Source organism: Brevibacillus sp. HB1.2 (genome assembly GCF_013332495.1).
Lineage (GTDB): Bacteria > Bacillota > Bacilli > Brevibacillales > Brevibacillaceae > Brevibacillus > Brevibacillus porteri.
The window spans coordinates 13,192-29,832 of sequence record NZ_JABMIU010000002.1 but is presented as its reverse complement, the minus strand read 5'-3'; the positions used below and the strand labels follow the sequence as shown (position 1 = coordinate 29,832).

The window sequence follows — 16,641 nt, the reverse complement described above, 5'->3', positions numbered from 1 at the left end:
AGACGGCGAGTGGGCTTGTATTGTTGCAGGAGAAAAAATATTATGGTGAAAATAGGAAAAAAGACGGAGTTCCAAATGGTAAGGGCATGCTTGTTTGATTTGGATGGAACGCTTTTGGAGCGGGCAGGGGTTAACAAACCGGGAATACCCAGAGATGATCGGCACGGTCTCTCGCCGTTTCGTACATTTTTTGCCTCATAATGGTTATTAAGCATTAGCTTTTGTATCACCCAAAATGATATAATTCTTTATTGGTTACTTATGTAGATGATTTTAGTTGAGGTGATACATGATGAAGGAAACGAAAGAGGCGACTGTGGACTTAAAATCCGTTAAGTCTCCAAAGAAAACGGAAGACTATGCGAAATACTTCCAGGCCCCCTCTCTGAAAGATGCGAAAAAGCGTGGTAAGGAAGAGATTTTAGTCCATTACGATTTTAATATCCCAGAAGACATGCAGCACATTGGAAAAGGAAAGCGTTATCACGTTCGTACGTATGGCTGCCAAATGAACGAGCATGATTCGGAGACGATTTCTGGTATTTTGCAGGCAATGGGCTATACCTCCTCTGATTCTGTCGAAGATGCGGATGTTATCCTATTTAACACCTGTGCGATCCGCGAAAATGCAGAGGATAAAGTATTTGGAGAGCTTGGCCACATGAAGAGGCTCAAGAATAACAATCCGAATCTGATCCTCGGTGTTTGCGGTTGCATGTCCCAAGAAGAGAAAGTTGTGAAGAAAATCCTGAAAAGCTACCAGCAGGTCGACTTGATTTTTGGAACGCACAATATTCACCGTCTGCCAGAACTGTTGCGCGATGCGATGTTCAGCAAAGAAATGGTGATTGAGGTTTGGTCCAAAGAAGGCGATATCGTCGAAAATATGCCGAAGCTCCGCGAAGGAAACACTAAGGGCTGGGTTAACATTATGTACGGCTGTGACAAGTTCTGTACGTACTGTATCGTGCCGTATACCCGCGGAAAAGAGCGCAGTCGACGCCCGGAAGATGTTATCGCGGAAGTGCGTGATCTCGCTCGCCAAGGCTTTAAGGAAATCATGCTTCTTGGACAAAACGTCAATGCGTATGGGAAAGATTTTGAGGACATCGAGTATGGTTTTGGAGACCTGATGGACGAGGTCCGCAAGATTGATATCCCGCGTGTGCGCTTCACAACAAGTCATCCGCGTGATTTTGACGACCACTTGATCGAGGTGCTGGCAAAGGGAGGCAACCTGGTGGAGCAAATCCATTTGCCTGTCCAATCCGGTTCGACAGAAGTACTCAAGCGGATGGCGCGCAAATATTCTCGTGAGCATTATCTGGAGCTCGTTCGCAAAATCAAGGACGCGATCCCGAATGTCTCGCTTTCTACCGATATTATTGTTGGCTTCCCAGGCGAAACCGATGAGCAGTTTGAAGATACTATTTCGATGGTGGAAGAGGTCAAGTATGAATTTGCGTATACCTTCATTTACTCCCCACGTGAAGGTACACCGGCTGCTGTCATGGAAGACAACGTTCCAATGGAAGTGAAAAAAGCGCGCTTATATCGACTCAATGAAGTGTTGGCTCGCATCGCACTGGAGCAGAACAAAAAACTGCAGGATCAGGTTGTCGAGGTACTGGTGGAAGGCGAATCGAGGACGAATGCGGAAGTGCTCGCGGGTCGTACGCGTACGAACAAGTTGGTCCATTTCACGGGCGACAAATCCTTGATCGGACAGTATGTGCACATAAAAATTACAGATGCGAAAACGTGGACACTCCACGGAGAACTCGTATCCAAAGTTGAGGTGTAGGTCATTATGGAACAAACAAACGTGTATACCCAGAAAGAAATTCTTGATAAAGCTCGCGAACTTGCAGCTATGATCACGCGTACGAATGAAGTCGATTTCTTCAAACGTGCCGAATTGCAAATCAAGCACAATGAACGTGTGCAAGATTTGATTGATACCTTGAAGCAGAAGCAAAAGCAAATGGTGATGTTTGAATCCATCAACAAGCCGGAACTGGTGAAAAAAGTGGAAGGCGAGTACAACCAATTGCATGAGGAGCTGGATTCCATTCCAATTGTTACGGAATTCAAGCAATCGCAGGTCGATGTGAACGATCTTTTGCAAATGGTCACAAACGTGATCACGAACACCGTCTCGGAGCGTATTATTTTGGATACAGGCGGAAACCCATTGACTGGAGAGACGGGTGGCGGGCCTGAAAAGAAAAAATCTGGCGGCTGCTGCTCCTAATTCTTGATAGAAAGCCTTCCCGGCGCTGTATTGATGAGTACCCAACAACTTTCCCAAATATAAGGTGGTTGTTTGCACGCTAGTCGAATGCCCTGCATACAAATGTACAGAAACGTTGTATGGAGGAGGTAACGAAATGTCGGGTATAGACAAAGATCTACAGTGCCGGGAACTTATCGCGAAAGCAGTCTGCGGCAAAGGCCATAAATTTTCTACTACAACCCACACCATCATACCGTCGCAAACTCCTTCGACGATCCTCGGATGCTGGATTATAAACACGAACTTCCAAGCAGAGAAAGTCGGAGATGCCGTTGAAGTATCTGGTATGTATGACGTCAACCTGTGGTTTTCGTTTGCTAATAACACGCAAACCGAAGTCAAGCGGGAAACTGTTAAGTTCTCCGTACTCGTACCGCTTACGTTCTTCGACAAGAACTGCAGAGGCGATCTGGAAATCGTTGCACGCGCCGTGGAGCAACCGAAGTGCATAAAAGCGGAGTTAAGTGGTGGTGGCACAATCACAGTCAGAGTTGAAAGTGAATATGCAGTAGAGGTCATTGGAGAAACAAAGGTGTGCGTTGTTGTCTGCAATAGTTGTGATGACAAAGAGTTCCATCTGGTTGACGACTTTGAAGATAACAGTGACGAGTTTGATGACTTTGATTCCGCTACGCTACTCGACGAGCTCGACTAAAGAGGAGAAATTATCTCCTCTTTTTTCTTTTTTTCGGATGCTTACCATCCACACTTTTTTCTGGGCGCAGTCATAAGATAACGAGAGAATAGCGGGGGAGTGTGGAAGGCATGATTCTACGCACAAAGGCGAGTCAGCGAGCTAACAAGCAGGAAACGCCAGTAACACAACCGATGACGGCTAATGCTAAAGAAGTCGTAGCGTATTTGCATCGTCCAGAAATCGGGCGCTGGTTGCTCCGGCAAGGGAGAATACCTGTAACGACAGGAAAAGCAGCGCGACCGGGCTGGCGGACATATAGGATCTGCCTTTACCAAGACCATGTACTGGATATCGCCAGGAGCGAGGAGCAATCACAATGGCTGCTGCACCGGATGCAGGAACCTGAGTGGCAATCCGTTTCCCTGCCTTCCACCGAAACGGAGGTACAGGTGGTGCAAGGGCTGGCTGCGCGCAGTTTGTATGCCGCTGGAGCCGATGCGGGTCAAGTGACGATCATGGCGGCTTCTCCCCATCGGCTTAAGGTCGTCGAGGTGGAACCAAATTGGCCAGCCAAGGATGCTGACGAATATATGCAGCGGGCTCGAGATTGGTGGGAAGGTCGGATGCGCAAACAGCTGCAAAAGCTGCAAAGCATGGGGGCTGATCCTGAGTTTGCTTTACGCAAGCCCACAGGAGAGATGGCACTTGCTTCTGACTTCCTGAGTATTAATGGCACGGTTGGATGTGATACGACACGCTATCGGGAAGAATTAGGTCTCCATCAGCACCCGGTTGCAGAATTGAGACCTGCGCCCTCAGAGGACCCTGATCAATTATTTATGCATATCTACGATAATCTGGCACTCGCATACAAGAAAATAGGGAATTCGTCTATCGAATGGCTCGCTGGCGGAATGCCGTTTCAAGGTTATCCAATCGGCGGGCATATTCATTTTGGCGGGCTTACCCCTACTTTTTCTCTTCGGCGAAAATTGGATGCGTACTTGGCTCTTCCCCTTGTTCTGATTGAGGATGCAGGCTGTATGAGCCGCAGAGAGCGATATGGATTTTTGGGGGATGTAAGGGAGAAGGAATATGGATTCGAATATCGTACACTCCCCAGTTGGCTCGTTGATCCCCTTGTCACTCGAGGTATTCTTCATTTGGCCCATTTGGTTGCAACCAATCACGAGAAGCTACAAGCGACGCCTCATCTAAAGCTCCCGCTCATCAAAGCGTACTACCAGGGCGAAAAAGAAAAGCTCCTGCCGTACGTTGCCCAAGTCTGGCAAGAATTAAAGGAGCTACCAGGCTATACACTGTCACGAATTCATTTAGATCGATACTTTTCTTTTTTAATCGAAAGCCAATCGTGGAGAACGGATGAAGACCTTCGCAAGACATGGAAGCTAGCATAAACAGATCTACCATTGGATGCAGGGTCAACATTACCGTACAATCATGATATAATAGCGACGAGAATTCGTAGGCTAGGAGAAGAAAATCATGGCTCAATATACCCCGATGATTCAACAGTATCTGGCTATCAAAAAAGATTATCCGGATACTTTCTTATTTTTTCGCTTAGGCGATTTTTATGAACTGTTTTTTGATGACGCCATTCTTGCGTCCCGTGAGCTGGAAATTACACTGACGGGACGTGAGGGTGGTGGTTCTGAGCGCATACCAATGTGTGGAGTTCCACATCATGCGGCAGATGGCTATATTGCAGAGCTACTGAAAAAAGGACATAAAGTAGCCGTTTGTGAGCAAGTCGAAGATCCAAAAGAAGCCAAAGGGGTCGTTCGCCGGGAAGTTACACGCGTCATTACTCCTGGAACGATGATGGAAGGCAAATGGCTGACGGATAAGGAAAACAATTATATGGCAGCGTTGGCCCAAGTAGAAGGGCGAACGGGTGTTGCTGCGTGTGATATGAGTACAGGCGAGATGTACGTTACCTCTTTGGTGGGACAAGCAGAGGCTTTTCTGGATGAAGCCTTGCAATATCGCCCCAAGGAGCTCGTTTTTTTTGGCCTCGCTATTTTGCCGAAGACAGCATTGCCATCTACAGTCGTGGATGCAAACCAATTGGACGCATTTGCGGTGGATAGTCAATATGCGGAGCAGGCAAAAGGGCTGGATATGTCCATGCGAGCGGCGGTCAATACTCTCTTGTTCTACATAGGGACGACGCAAAAACGCAGTCTTGCCCATATGCGCCTGTTAAAACAGTACGATGCAAAGCAGTATCTGCAAATGGACGGCTTTTCCAGACGCAATTTGGAATTGACAGAGACCATTCGCGATAAGACGAAAAAAGGCTCTCTGTTGTGGCTGTTGGATCGAACTCAAACCGCAATGGGTGGTCGTCTTTTGCGCAGATGGATTGAGCGCCCATTGCTCAGTCGCGATCAGTTGGAGGCACGTTTGAGCGCTGTGGAAGCCTTGAAGGGTGACATGCTGCTTCGCTCCGATTTGCGGACTTGCTTGGATCGTGTCTATGATTTGGAGCGTCTGGCTGGTCGTATTTCCTACGGGAATGCGAACGCACGAGATCTCATACAGCTACGGATGTCTTTGGAAGCTGTTCCAGAGCTGAAGCAGTATATGATCCAAACGAATACGCCGGTATTGATGGAGCTTGCGCAAGGGATGGATGAGTGTACGGATATCGTCAACTATTTGGCTCATGCGCTCGTAGATGATCCCCCGATATCGGTTCGTGAAGGCGGAATGATTCGGACGGGATACGATGAGTACCTGGACAAGCTCCATACGGCAAGTCGTGAAGGGAAGACGTGGATTGCCCAACTGGAGCAGGGAGAACGAGAAGCGACAGGGATTCGTTCACTCAAAGTAGGCTTCAATAAGGTGTTCGGCTATTACATCGAAATATCGAAGTCTAATATCGCCAACGTTCCAGCGGGGCGGTATGAGCGCAAGCAAACTTTGGCTAATGCAGAGCGGTACATCACACCAGAGTTGAAGGAACGTGAAGCGCTCATTCTTGAAGCGGAAGAAAAGATGATTGAGTTGGAATATCAACTGTTCGTAACGGTAAGAAGTGAGGTCGCGAAGCATATACCAAGACTGCAGAATCTCGCTGAGCGCATTGCATCTGTGGATGTTCTTCAGGCATTTGCTACGGTAAGTGACGAGCGCGGTTTTATACGTCCTGAGCTTGTGGAAAGCGGCGATTACGTCATTACAGAAGGGCGTCATCCAGTAGTGGAAGCCGTTCTGGAGCGCGAAAAATACGTGGCAAATGACGTGGAGATGGATCAGACGAATCGCCAAGTTTTGCTCATTACGGGTCCAAATATGGCAGGTAAGAGTACGTACATGCGACAGATCGCCTTGATTACGGTGATGGCGCAGATCGGTTGCTTCGTTCCGGCTAAACAGGCCAAGCTGGCGATCGTTGATCAGATCTTTACTCGAATCGGGGCAGCCGACGATTTGGTAGGTGGTCACAGTACGTTTATGGTGGAAATGCTGGAGACCAGACACGCCCTGCAAAAAGCGACAGCGAGGAGCTTGATCCTGCTTGATGAAATTGGCCGCGGGACTTCGACGTACGATGGAATGGCGCTTGCACAAGCAGTCATTGAGTACATTTGCCAAAAAATCGGTGCCAAAACACTCTTCTCGACGCACTACCATGAGTTGACCGGTTTAGCAGAGACGTTGAGTGGTGTCGTGAATGTCAACGCTCGATGCGAAGAACGGGAAGGAAAGCTCTTGTTCCTTCACAAAATTGAAGAAGGTCGAGCAGATAAAAGTTATGGAATCCATGTGGCTGAATTGGCTGAAATGCCGACCTGGGTCATTGAACGGGCGCGCAGTATCTTAACTGGGCTTGAAGCGAATGGAAATGCAGGGAATGGAAATGCAGCGAGTGACGTGCAGATGTCGCTCGAAACGCTATGGACGGCACCAGTTGCTGCGGTGCGTGAAGAACCGATGCAGTTTACGTCAGCGGAGGAAGAAGCGATTATGGCTGAACTGCGCGAGCTGGATTTGAATTCAACGACGCCAATGGACGCCATGATGAAGCTATATGCATGGAAACAGCAATTGAAAAAGCGATAGGGTTCGTCCGGAGGGGAGGCACTCATGGGAACCATTCAAGTTTTAGATGAGCATCTCGCCAATATGATTGCTGCAGGGGAAGTAGTGGAAAGACCGGCTTCGGTTGTCAAAGAGCTGGTCGAAAATGCAATTGATGCCAGTGCAACGACAATCGAGATTCACGTAGAGGAAGGCGGTCTGGAGATGATTCGGATCGTTGACAATGGGAAAGGGATGGATCGGGAAGATTGCCAGCTGGCTTTTGAGCGCCATGCCACCAGTAAAATCAGCAACGCTCGTGATTTGTTCCGCATTCGTACGCTGGGCTTTCGTGGCGAGGCCCTGCCGAGTATTGCTGCAGTCTCGCGCATGGAGCTGACGAGCAGTACGTCCAGTAGTGAGGTAGGTACTCATCTCTTGATTGAAGGTGGGCAGCTCGGAACGATTTCCGATAAAGCCGCTGTAAAAGGGACGGAAGTATGTGTACGTAGCTTGTTTTTTAACACACCTGCGCGCTTGAAATACATGAAGTCGATCGCTACGGAAGTCGGACATATTTCCGATTATGTGAATCGGCTTGCACTCACGCATCCGTCGATCTCCTTCCTGCTGACTCATAACGGTAAGACACTCTTGCAAACGTCTGGCGACGGAAAGCTGCTGCACGTCATGGCGGCTATCTACGGTGTGCAAGTAGCGAAGCTGTTGCTACCAATTGCAGGGGAGACCCTCGACTATAAGTGGTCTGGTTTTCTTTCGAAGACGGAAGTGACAAGGGCGAATCGCTCTTACCTTTCGACACTGGTAAACGGTCGGTACGTGCGCAGCTATTCGATCAACAATGCGATTATGCGCGGTTATCATACATTGTTACCCATCGGCCGTTATCCGATTGTCGCTTTGCAGATCGAGATGGATCCGTCACTGGTCGATGTGAACGTACATCCTGCCAAACTTGAGGCGAGATTCAGTAAAGAAGATGAATTGTGCAGTGCTATAGAACAATCGGTAAAAGAGACATTGCGACAAGGCTTAGGAATTGTCAGACCCATGGCTACGCAACCAAAAGTGAAGGTCGTCACCCAGGTCGTACAACCGCAGTTTGACCTGCAAATCAGCAAGCCTGAAACACCACAATCGCCACTGTTAGCAGCGAGTCCCCGACTCCAGGAATGGATGGGCAAGCAGGAAACAACCAGTAAGCAAGTGGATGTAGTGCCTCATATTGCACCATCCTTTGAGAGTGGCACGGTGAAGGAGTCGGCAGCCAACTATGAAAAGCTGGAGTTTGCAAAAGTAGAGGCTATCCCGCATGAAATCGTGCAGGCAACTATGTTGGATCAAACGGACACGAGAGAATCTTTCCAGCCTTATGAGACTAAGATTCCGGAACAATTGGACATTGCCCAGGCTCCATCCCTTGCTCCTCATTCAACTAATGAAATCAGCAGCGAGGACAATTCAGCCATAGCAGGTACCGATCAATCACAGCCACTCTTGGAAGCGACCAATGAACATGAGACGGATTCGCCTGTTCCCGTTATGTACCCAGTTGGTCAAGTACACGGCACCTACATCGTCGCGCAAAATGACGAAGGCATGTATTTAATCGATCAACATGCCGCGCAGGAGCGGATTTTTTACGAGTATTTCATGGACAAGCTTGCAGAAGAGGGCATTTCCAGCCAGATCATGCTATTTCCACATACGGTGGAGTATACGGCTGCAGAGGCAAGCAAGCTGGAGAAGCGACTGTCGCTTTTGCAATCGTTTGGATTGGAGATCGAGGCGTTTGGGGGACGGACCTTTATCGTTCGTGCTCATCCACATTGGTTCCCTGAAGGAGCTGAGCTGGAGGTCATTGAGGAGCTCATTCAGTTTGTACTGGAAACGGGCGAAAACGCCCAAGCCAATGTCGTGCTGATGCGCGAAAAAGCTGCCATCATGATGTCCTGCAAAGCTTCGATTAAAGCGAACCGCTTCCTGACACATGCTGAAATGGAAAGCTTGCTGAACCAGCTGCGCAAGACAAGCAGTCCGTATACGTGCCCACACGGCAGGCCGATTGTGATTCATTTTACTGGTTATGACTTAGAAAAAATGTTTAAGCGTGTGATGTAACAGACACCCCCTTCCCTGGGGGTGTTTTCTTTGGGGTGGGGTTATTCAGAAAATTTAAAAATCAAGATTGATTTTAGACAAACACTGACATATGATTACTTGCAAAAACGAGGTGAAACGAAATGAGTTCATCACGCCAAATCGGGATGTTTATTTATCCGTGGGACATAGCCGAGAGTGGTATCGAAGCTGTGATACAAACATTGCAAGGTGCCAAATGTAATACAGCGGTGGTCAATAGCAGCTATCATCAGGGGAGATTTTTTCACCCGCAAAGCAAAACGTTTCGCAGGCTGCCGTTTTCAGGGGTGTCGTTTACGCCTGAATGGTCGAAGTATAATCGTTTGCGCCCGACCGTACACGAGCAAATCGCACAAGCAGGCGTTCTTGCCAAAATGAAAGAAGCTTGTGAGCAGGCAGGAATGGGGTTTCATACATGGTGGGTTGGCCTTCACAATTCTACGCTAGGTTTGGCTCATCCAGATCTTTGTGTGCAAAACATTTGGGGGGATACATACACGTACGCGTTATGTCCTTCGCAGCCTGAGGTTCAGCATTACGCCAAGGCACTATTTGCAGATACGTTAGAGCAAGTCAAGCCAGAGCGGATTTTGATCGAAGCGACCGCCTTTTTGCCGATGAAGCATGGCGAGCATCATGAAGTATGCCTCCTATCGTTAGGAGAATCATTACAATGGTTACTCTCGTTCTGTTTTTGCGGGGCATGTACGGAACGTGCCGAAGCGAAACGAATCGATGTAGGAGCCGTCCAACAGCTTGTATCAAGGCTGGTCAATCAGATGGTGGAAGCCGATTCCATCTCGCAAGTATCCGCAGAAACGAGAGAAGTCGCCTTCTTGCTGCTGGAATACCCGGAATTGTATCACTATCAGCAAACTCGTCTGGAAGTGGTAGATGGGCTATGGAGGAGCCTGAAGGAAATCGCGCTGAGTAAGGGGACTGCATTGGATGGCTTTCCGTCCTCGACACCGTTTTATGTGAATCAGTCCTATTGGGAAGGGGTTTCATTACGAAAAGCTGCGGCTACTCTCGATCGTGTCGTCCCTCTCGCCTATGGAGACAGTGTTAATGAGGTGGCGTATACGTTTCATGCGATGAAGCTTGTCGCCCCAGAAGCTGCGTTGGGGGCTGCTTTTTCCCTGCATCATAGCCAAATCCAGTCAGCGTTTGATCTGGCAGCGAGGGTGAAAACTGCAGTGGACGCAGGCGCTCAATCGATTACGTATTACAATCTCGGTTTGTTAAATAACCGCAGGCTGAACTGGATCAGACAGGCAAACCTTACCATAGAGGAGTAGAAATGCTCGCAACCAAAAAAGACCCACGGAACTTCACGGGTCTTTTTTACATGAGTGAAATTGATGGACTGGAAAATCATACTACAGTCCGACGTGCTTTCATAAAAAATGGTATGATTGTCATAGTAAAGAGGAAAGCAGTTTGGTTCAGATTCTATTTGACCGGCAAATTAATCCTGCTTACAATAATATGATCGTTACCGTTTATGTAAAAACCGTCTAGTCGTTTTTCTAGAACAGCAGTTCTTGTCAAAAAGGGCGAAGACGTAAGGAAGGGAACAAAGGCGTGATTGTTACAACAGGACTTGAGCCTGGTGAAGAAACCTTGCGTCACGCAGTTGAATTGGCTAGTACATTGGGGCTACAGGTTGTGAATCGACGCGATTATTCATTGGGTCAAATGCGCAAGCGATATGGGGTAGAAGAAGTATTGGTGGTTTCCGCTCTTGGAGCACGTCTGGAAGTGCCGGGGAAAAAACCATTCTTTTTTCATCCGAATACATCTGCTTTTCGTATAAAGCGGCTCATGCGCGGCGATACTGATACTATGCTTGTTGCTTGCCAAATTCATCCAGGGGATGAAGTGCTTGACGCAACCTTGGGTTTGGGTGCTGACGCTATTGTATTTTCTCACGCGACTGGCACAAAGGGGAAAGTCGTTGGCATCGAATCTGAGCGATTGTTAGCCATCTTGGTAGAAGATGGACTACGGCACTGGTCATCCGATGCGGAAGAACTGGAGCAAGCCATGCGTCGTATTGAGGTGCGATGTGGCAACCATCTAGAAGTACTAAGAGGACTGCCTGCACGTTCCTTCGACGTCGTTTATTTCGATCCTATGTTCGAGATAACTGTACAAAGCTCGTCGGGGATCGCCGGAGTCCGGGAGCTCGCCAATCCAGATGCTCTTTCAGAGGAGGCTGTTTTGGAAGCGCAGCGAGTTGCGAGAAAACGTGTGGTAATGAAAGAAGGAAAAGAAGGTAGGTTGTACGAGCGCTTCGGTTTTACACCGTTTCGCTCCCGCGGCCAGCAGGTCGTGTACAGCTACAAAGAGATAGGTGGAGGGGAGTGACCTTGCAACAGAGAGAAAAGCTAGTCGTGATTATTGGGCCAACATCGGTCGGCAAGACCCAGCTAAGTTTGGAGCTGGCCGAACAGTTCGACGGTGAGATCATTTCCGGAGATTCCATGCAAGTATACCGTGGAATGGATATTGGCACCGCAAAAGCTGAACCAGAGGAGCTTGCGCGTATACCGCATCACCTCATTGATATTAAAAATCCAGACGAAGAATACTCTGTCGCGATGTTTCAGGAAAGTGCCGCAACGTTGATTACTGACATCAACCAACGTGGTAAACTCCCGTTTATCGTCGGCGGGACAGGTCTGTACATAGAATCGGTTACCCATCGATTTCAGTTTTCCACTACTTCTCAAGACCCTGAGTTCCGTGATCGTCTGCAAAGATTGGCTGACAGCGAAGGCGTGGAAGCACTGCACGCCAGACTGGCCGATGTCGATCCGATTACAGCCGAACGCTTGCATCCTAATGATGTAAAGCGGGTGATTCGCGCATTGGAGATTTATGAAAGCAGCGGGTACAAAATGTCCGACTTTCAACTGCGGGCGCAGCATTCCCCTTATGATTTGGTGATGATCGGCCTCACGATGGACCGCGCAAAGCTGTATGAACGAATCAACCACCGGGTCGAACTCATGATCGAAGCGGGACTAGTTGAGGAAGTGAGGGGGCTCTTGGATGCTGGCTACGACGCGTCGCTGGTCTCCATGCAAGGCTTGGGGTACAAGGAGCTCATTCCTTATCTGTATGGAGAAATCACGCTAGAAAAGGCAGTGAACGACATACAGCAGCGAACGCGGCATTTTGCCAAACGCCAGCTGTCTTGGTTCCGTCGCATGGCAGAAATTCAATGGTTTGACATGACTGATCCGGCGGAACAGAGGAATAACGTGGAAACTATCAAGCGAATATTGGCAGGAAAGTTTCAACAATTGCCGAATATATAACATACAAGTCCTTTTAGGGGGTAGTGTACATGAAACAGACGATCAACATTCAAGATACGTTCTTGAATCATTTGCGGAAAGAAAACATCGCGGTTACCATTTACCTTGTGAACGGATTTCAATTGCGCGGGTATATTAAAGCATTCGATAATTTCACGATTGTGATTGATAGCGAAGGCAAGCAACAATTAGTATACAAGCATGCGATCTCCACTTTCACTCCGCAACGCCCTGTATCGCTTATGTCTCAGGAGAACAACCAACAGTAAGCGATGCAACACCAACAGCCAGGATACATGTGATCCTGGTTTTTTTTATTATCTGGCGCGATTGATGGAAATACCTTAAGCGCAAAAAGCAATAAAGAAGCCCTGTCGCCATAGAAGCGAACAGGGCTTTCACATTACTCCATGCAATGATTATTCGTGTAAATTTGGAACGTGATGCCGAACTTGTCCTTCACATTGCCGTATGCTGGGCTGAAGAACGTTTCTTGCAGTGGCATAATCACTTGTCCGCCTTCTTGCAGGGCATCAAAAATCTTATGAGATTGTTCTTTATCATCGGTCGAGATGCAGATGGTCACTTGATCACCAAGTTGATGAGGTTGTCCTGGAAAGGTATCGGAAAACATCAATTCCGTTTCGCCGACGCGAATAGTAGCATGTCCGATACGATTCTTGGCTTCTGCAGGTAATGGGAACTCCGGATTTTCCGGCATTTCACCGAAGGTTTGCTTGAACAGCACTTCAGCACCTAGCGCACCCTCATAAAAGCTAATCGCTTCACCCGCAGTACCATTCAAAACGATGTAAGGAATCAAACGCAATGCCATGTGTCAACATCTCCCTTGGTTTTCATATGACCAACTTGTCAAACCCACTTACTATTCTTGCCCATACTGTAATTGTAATGCACAGAACGTATGTTTGCAATAGGGGAATTGATCAGGACGCTGATGAATTCCGACGAACCATTACAATGTAGCAGACAATGGCACCGATCGTAGAAAGAGCAATGATGATCCCCATTGGTACTGCGGTATATTCCCCGCTGATTCCCACAAGTGGAGCGACAATTCCGCCGCTAATGAAGGAGAGTAGCCCCTGGAGAGCAGATGCGCTTCCTGCTGCCTTGCTTTGATTTTGCATGGCGAGAGAAAATCCAGTTGCGCCCACAATCCCTACACTGGATACGACAAAGAAAAGGGGAACGAGCACAGCAATAAGACCAGCTTGTAGGAGAATCATCGTCAGAAGGAGGATTCCACCGACTCCCGCAATGATAATCCCAGCAATGAACAAGGAAGTTTCTTTCACTTTACCTGCAAGCTTACCTGTGATTTGACTCGCAATAATAATGCCTACACCATTAATCGCGAAAATGAGACTAAACGTTTGGGGAGACACTTCAAATATTTTTTGAAAAACAAAGGGAGAACCGGCGATGTACGCAAACATGGCAGCTGTCACCAGGCCCTGCGCGATGGCGTACCCCATGAAAACGCGATCCTTCAGCAAGGTACCAAAGGTCGTCAGTGTATTGCCGATTCCCGCCTTGGAGCGGCGCTCTTGTGGCAATGTTTCTGGAAGAGCAAGCAGCACGACGAGAAACATGATAGCACCAATCAGGCCCAGTACGACAAACACGCCGTGCCAGGTAGTAAATTGGAGGATTTGTCCCCCTACGATAGGTGCCGCGATCGGAGCGATTCCGTTAATGAGCATCAAGAGGGCGAAAAACTTCGTCAGCTCTGTCCCAGAGTACAAATCGCGAACCGTAGCGCGAGCGATAACAATTCCAGCAGAACCAGCAAGACCTTGTACGAAGCGAAGCAAGACGAACGTATAAATAGAGGGAGCTACCGCACACAAAAAGGAAGAGACCGCATACAAAATGAGCCCGATAATTAAAGGGATTCTTCGACCACGTACGTCACTGATCGGCCCCGCGAACAATTGACCAATGGACAGGCCGAGCATGCATGCTGTCAAACTGAGTTGGGTCATGGAGGTGCTCGTCTGCAAATCATCGGCAAGCATAGGAAGTGCAGGTAAATACATATCTAGGGACAGTGGACCAAAAGCAGAAAGCGATCCTAGAATCGCTGCCATCCACAGCCGGCGTGATTTATTGCCGGTTAGGGACGTGGAATCAAGTTGTTTTGCTAGATTATTCACGGCAAGTTGTCAAACCTTTCTCATTATTATTCCAGGAAAGAAGCTATTTACACCTCAGAAGTCGGTTGCGTATTTTGCAAGTAAAAAGCTTGGAGGTTGCTGTGCATACGATCGAGCAAGCCCCGCAAAACATCTTTTTCTTCCTCTGAGAATCCGATGAAGCAGTTTTCCTCAATGACGCGTAATACTTCTTTGACATGCTTGGTAGCCATCCGACCTTTGTCGGTAAGATAAACGCGGGAGATACGTTGGTCCCGTTCATCTGCTCTGCGCTCGACAAGTCCCGATTTGGCCATTCGATTAATCATGACGGTAAGCGTAGCGGGCTTTACTCCGATTTTTCGGGCCAATTCTCTTTGAATCATTCCATCTTTTTCAATCAAGCGCATCAACAGAATGGGTTGACCCGGATAGACGTCGTATTTTTGAATCAGAAATTCTACATTTTGCCGATGCATTTTCATTACATGCGATGCAGAATGGGTTAATGCGGTTGCATAACTGAACTCCACCAAAGTACCCCCAATTAATTAGTTTGCTAATGAATATTCTGTGAATGACGTCCGTAAGTTCATGCCTTGTCCTATTATACAAAAACGATTGGTCTTCGTCATGAAAATGATTTGCATTTACGAGCGTTGGAAGGATACACTGCATTCTTTGGAGAAGTAATGATGTCTTTGAAAATCGAATGAACAGGTTAGGTGAGATTAAGATGATCCTGAATGAAAAAATAAAAGCGGCAGTCGTACAATTAACAGGGGTAAACGGGGAAGATCTCGGAATCATCTCCACAAAAGAAGCGCTTCAAATGGCAAAAGAACAAGGAGTGGACCTGGTATGTCTTTCGTTGGCTTCGAGTCCGCCGCCTTGTCAGTTAGTGAATCGAACGAATTATAAGGAACAGGTCATTAAGGAAAACGCTAAAAACCGGAAAGCTGAAAAAGGCGTAAAAGTAAAAGAAATTCGTTTAAGTGCTTACATTGAAGACCATGATTACGATACGAAAAAAAGACAGGCAGAACGAATTCTTTCAACCGGGGATGCCGTCCAGTTGATTGTAAAATTGGAGAAAAAAGAAAGTCAGGAAGCCAAGCGATTAATTGAGCAGCTCATCAAAGATCTGGCTCATTGTGGAAAACAGGATAAAGGGATTCAAGTAAGCGGCAAGCAGGTAGTTGCCAATCTATTGCCACTCTAATGACGAAAAGGGAGTAAGCGCATGCCTTTTACTTTTGCTCATCCGGCTATTGTACTGCCGTTACGAAAATGCAAGTGGTTTTCGTTCTCTGCCCTCGTTTTTGGCAGTATGGCACCCGATTTTGAGTATTTCTTCCGGATGCAGCCATTCAGCGTATACAGTCACACCATGCTCGGATTGTGGCTGGTTGATTTGCCCATCGCGATCCTATTAGCGTTTTTGTACCAGTACGTGGTCAAAAAGCCATTGCTTGCACGTTTGCCAGAGTGGATTGAACGAGGACTGGGCTACACAGACATTGGTAGCAGAATGCCAGCGTGGCGAGCGGTAATTGTGTTTATATACTCAGCGTTACTCGGCAGTTTGAGCCATATCGCATGGGATGCCTTTACCCATGATGGTGGACGTATGGTAGACCACTTCTTGTTCTTGCAACAAACGATCTCAATCGCCCATTATAAGGTGCCTGTTTACAAGCTGCTACAGCACGGCAGTACCCTTTTCGGCGGATTGGCCATTTTGTATGTCATTGCGCGAAGTGCGCGGAAAAACAGACAGATCGTTATGAGACAAGTACCTGTCTTGGAAAAATGGATGTTCTGGTTCGGGGTGGGGTTGTTTGGTATCGTGACGGTCGTTTTACACGCATTGCTGGTAAAAGGAATTTCGCCCTTTGTCCATCCTTTGCAGCAAGTGGTTCCGTTTCTCTCGGGATCACTGCTTGGAATCGTGGTGCTCTGCTTCGCTTTGGACAGGCTCAGATTGAAAAAGTAAAATCCCTCAAT

Annotated in this window: 16 protein-coding genes; 13 read left to right on the top strand and 3 right to left on the bottom strand. The window is 47.8% G+C overall.

What is annotated here, in order from left to right; all coding sequences use genetic code 11:
* Positions 1–42: 42 nt before the first annotated feature.
* The 11 genes from HPY28_RS04905 to hfq all read left to right on the top strand — a co-directional run bounded on the left by HPY28_RS04905 (position 43) and on the right by hfq (position 12,744).
* Positions 43–201 (top strand): hypothetical protein, encoded by a 159-nt coding sequence (locus tag HPY28_RS04905; RefSeq protein WP_017249247.1) that lies wholly within the window; start codon positions 43–45, stop codon positions 199–201.
* A 91-nt stretch (positions 202–292) separates the two neighbouring features.
* Positions 293–1,804: a tRNA (N6-isopentenyl adenosine(37)-C2)-methylthiotransferase MiaB gene (gene miaB / locus HPY28_RS04900; protein WP_017249246.1), complete on the top strand. Its 1,512-nt coding sequence runs from the start codon at positions 293–295 to the stop codon at positions 1,802–1,804.
* 6 nt (positions 1,805–1,810) lie between these two features.
* Complete coding sequence (locus HPY28_RS04895; protein ID WP_017249245.1) at positions 1,811–2,254, top strand: YlbF/YmcA family competence regulator; 444 nt, start codon at positions 1,811–1,813, stop codon at positions 2,252–2,254.
* A 136-nt stretch (positions 2,255–2,390) separates the two neighbouring features.
* Entirely contained in the window at positions 2,391–2,951 is a 561-nt protein-coding gene (gene cotE, locus HPY28_RS04890; protein WP_017249244.1) for an outer spore coat protein CotE, read from the top strand.
* 110 nt (positions 2,952–3,061) lie between these two features.
* A complete protein-coding gene (locus HPY28_RS04885; RefSeq protein WP_017249243.1) occupies positions 3,062–4,351 on the top strand; it encodes a putative amidoligase domain-containing protein in 1,290 nt (429 codons plus the stop codon).
* Between the two features lie 88 nt (positions 4,352–4,439).
* Positions 4,440–7,028 carry a DNA mismatch repair protein MutS gene (gene mutS, locus HPY28_RS04880; protein ID WP_174224274.1) on the top strand — a complete coding sequence of 863 codons (2,589 nt, stop codon included), beginning with the start codon at positions 4,440–4,442 and terminating at the stop codon, positions 7,026–7,028.
* 24 nt (positions 7,029–7,052) lie between these two features.
* Entirely contained in the window at positions 7,053–9,128 is a 2,076-nt protein-coding gene (gene mutL / locus HPY28_RS04875) for a DNA mismatch repair endonuclease MutL (protein WP_174230186.1), read from the top strand.
* 122 nt (positions 9,129–9,250) lie between these two features.
* Positions 9,251–10,447 carry an alpha-amylase family protein gene (locus HPY28_RS04870; protein ID WP_174230185.1) on the top strand — a complete coding sequence of 399 codons (1,197 nt, stop codon included), beginning with the start codon at positions 9,251–9,253 and terminating at the stop codon, positions 10,445–10,447.
* 286 nt (positions 10,448–10,733) lie between these two features.
* Positions 10,734–11,519, top strand: coding sequence for a class I SAM-dependent methyltransferase (locus tag HPY28_RS04865; RefSeq protein ID WP_174230184.1), 786 nt, complete (start codon positions 10,734–10,736; stop codon positions 11,517–11,519).
* Positions 11,516–12,475, top strand: a complete 960-nt coding sequence (gene miaA / locus HPY28_RS04860) for a tRNA (adenosine(37)-N6)-dimethylallyltransferase MiaA (RefSeq protein ID WP_017249236.1) — start codon at positions 11,516–11,518, stop codon at positions 12,473–12,475. Before HPY28_RS04865 ends, miaA begins: the two co-directional genes overlap by 4 nt.
* Before the next feature lie 29 nt (positions 12,476–12,504).
* The gene (gene hfq, locus HPY28_RS04855) at positions 12,505–12,744 is read left to right on the top strand and encodes an RNA chaperone Hfq (RefSeq protein ID WP_007719110.1); all 240 of its coding nucleotides are present in this window, start codon (positions 12,505–12,507) and stop codon (positions 12,742–12,744) included.
* A 134-nt stretch (positions 12,745–12,878) separates the two neighbouring features.
* On the opposite strand, the gene HPY28_RS04850 is transcribed toward hfq, so the two are convergent.
* The 3 genes from HPY28_RS04850 to HPY28_RS04840 all read right to left on the bottom strand — a co-directional run bounded on the left by HPY28_RS04850 (position 12,879) and on the right by HPY28_RS04840 (position 15,170).
* On the bottom strand, positions 12,879–13,310 hold the full coding sequence (locus HPY28_RS04850) for a VOC family protein (protein ID WP_069844678.1): 432 nt from the start codon (positions 13,308–13,310) through the stop codon (positions 12,879–12,881).
* Between the two features lie 112 nt (positions 13,311–13,422).
* Positions 13,423–14,655 (bottom strand): multidrug effflux MFS transporter, encoded by a 1,233-nt coding sequence (locus HPY28_RS04845; RefSeq protein WP_174230183.1) that lies wholly within the window; start codon positions 14,653–14,655, stop codon positions 13,423–13,425.
* Positions 14,656–14,702: 47 nt separating this feature from the next.
* On the bottom strand, positions 14,703–15,170 hold the full coding sequence (locus tag HPY28_RS04840; protein ID WP_017249233.1) for a MarR family winged helix-turn-helix transcriptional regulator: 468 nt from the start codon (positions 15,168–15,170) through the stop codon (positions 14,703–14,705).
* A gap of 200 nt (positions 15,171–15,370) precedes the next feature.
* Here HPY28_RS04840 and infC point away from each other — a divergent pair, with 200 nt between their 5' ends.
* A complete protein-coding gene (gene infC / locus HPY28_RS04835) occupies positions 15,371–15,856 on the top strand; it encodes a translation initiation factor IF-3 (protein WP_017249232.1) in 486 nt (161 codons plus the stop codon).
* Between the two features lie 21 nt (positions 15,857–15,877).
* A complete protein-coding gene (locus HPY28_RS04830) occupies positions 15,878–16,630 on the top strand; it encodes a DUF4184 family protein (RefSeq protein WP_174230182.1) in 753 nt (250 codons plus the stop codon).
* The last annotated feature ends 11 nt before the right edge of the window (positions 16,631–16,641 follow it).

Excerpts from the sequence above, each read along its gene's own strand:
- HPY28_RS04905 (WP_017249247.1), top strand. The coding sequence starts at position 43 with ATGGTGAAAATAGGAAAAAAGACGGAGTTCCAAATGGTAAGGGCATGC.
- miaB (WP_017249246.1), top strand. The coding sequence starts at position 293 with ATGAAGGAAACGAAAGAGGCGACTGTGGACTTAAAATCCGTTAAGTCT.
- HPY28_RS04895 (WP_017249245.1), top strand. The coding sequence starts at position 1,811 with ATGGAACAAACAAACGTGTATACCCAGAAAGAAATTCTTGATAAAGCT.
- cotE (WP_017249244.1), top strand. The coding sequence starts at position 2,391 with ATGTCGGGTATAGACAAAGATCTACAGTGCCGGGAACTTATCGCGAAA.
- HPY28_RS04885 (WP_017249243.1), top strand. The coding sequence starts at position 3,062 with ATGATTCTACGCACAAAGGCGAGTCAGCGAGCTAACAAGCAGGAAACG.
- mutS (WP_174224274.1), top strand. The coding sequence starts at position 4,440 with ATGGCTCAATATACCCCGATGATTCAACAGTATCTGGCTATCAAAAAA.
- mutL (WP_174230186.1), top strand. The coding sequence starts at position 7,053 with ATGGGAACCATTCAAGTTTTAGATGAGCATCTCGCCAATATGATTGCT.
- HPY28_RS04870 (WP_174230185.1), top strand. The coding sequence starts at position 9,251 with ATGAGTTCATCACGCCAAATCGGGATGTTTATTTATCCGTGGGACATA.
- hfq (WP_007719110.1), top strand. The coding sequence starts at position 12,505 with ATGAAACAGACGATCAACATTCAAGATACGTTCTTGAATCATTTGCGG.
- HPY28_RS04850 (WP_069844678.1), bottom strand. The coding sequence starts at position 13,310 with ATGGCATTGCGTTTGATTCCTTACATCGTTTTGAATGGTACTGCGGGT.
- infC (WP_017249232.1), top strand. The coding sequence starts at position 15,371 with ATGATCCTGAATGAAAAAATAAAAGCGGCAGTCGTACAATTAACAGGG.
- HPY28_RS04830 (WP_174230182.1), top strand. The coding sequence starts at position 15,878 with ATGCCTTTTACTTTTGCTCATCCGGCTATTGTACTGCCGTTACGAAAA.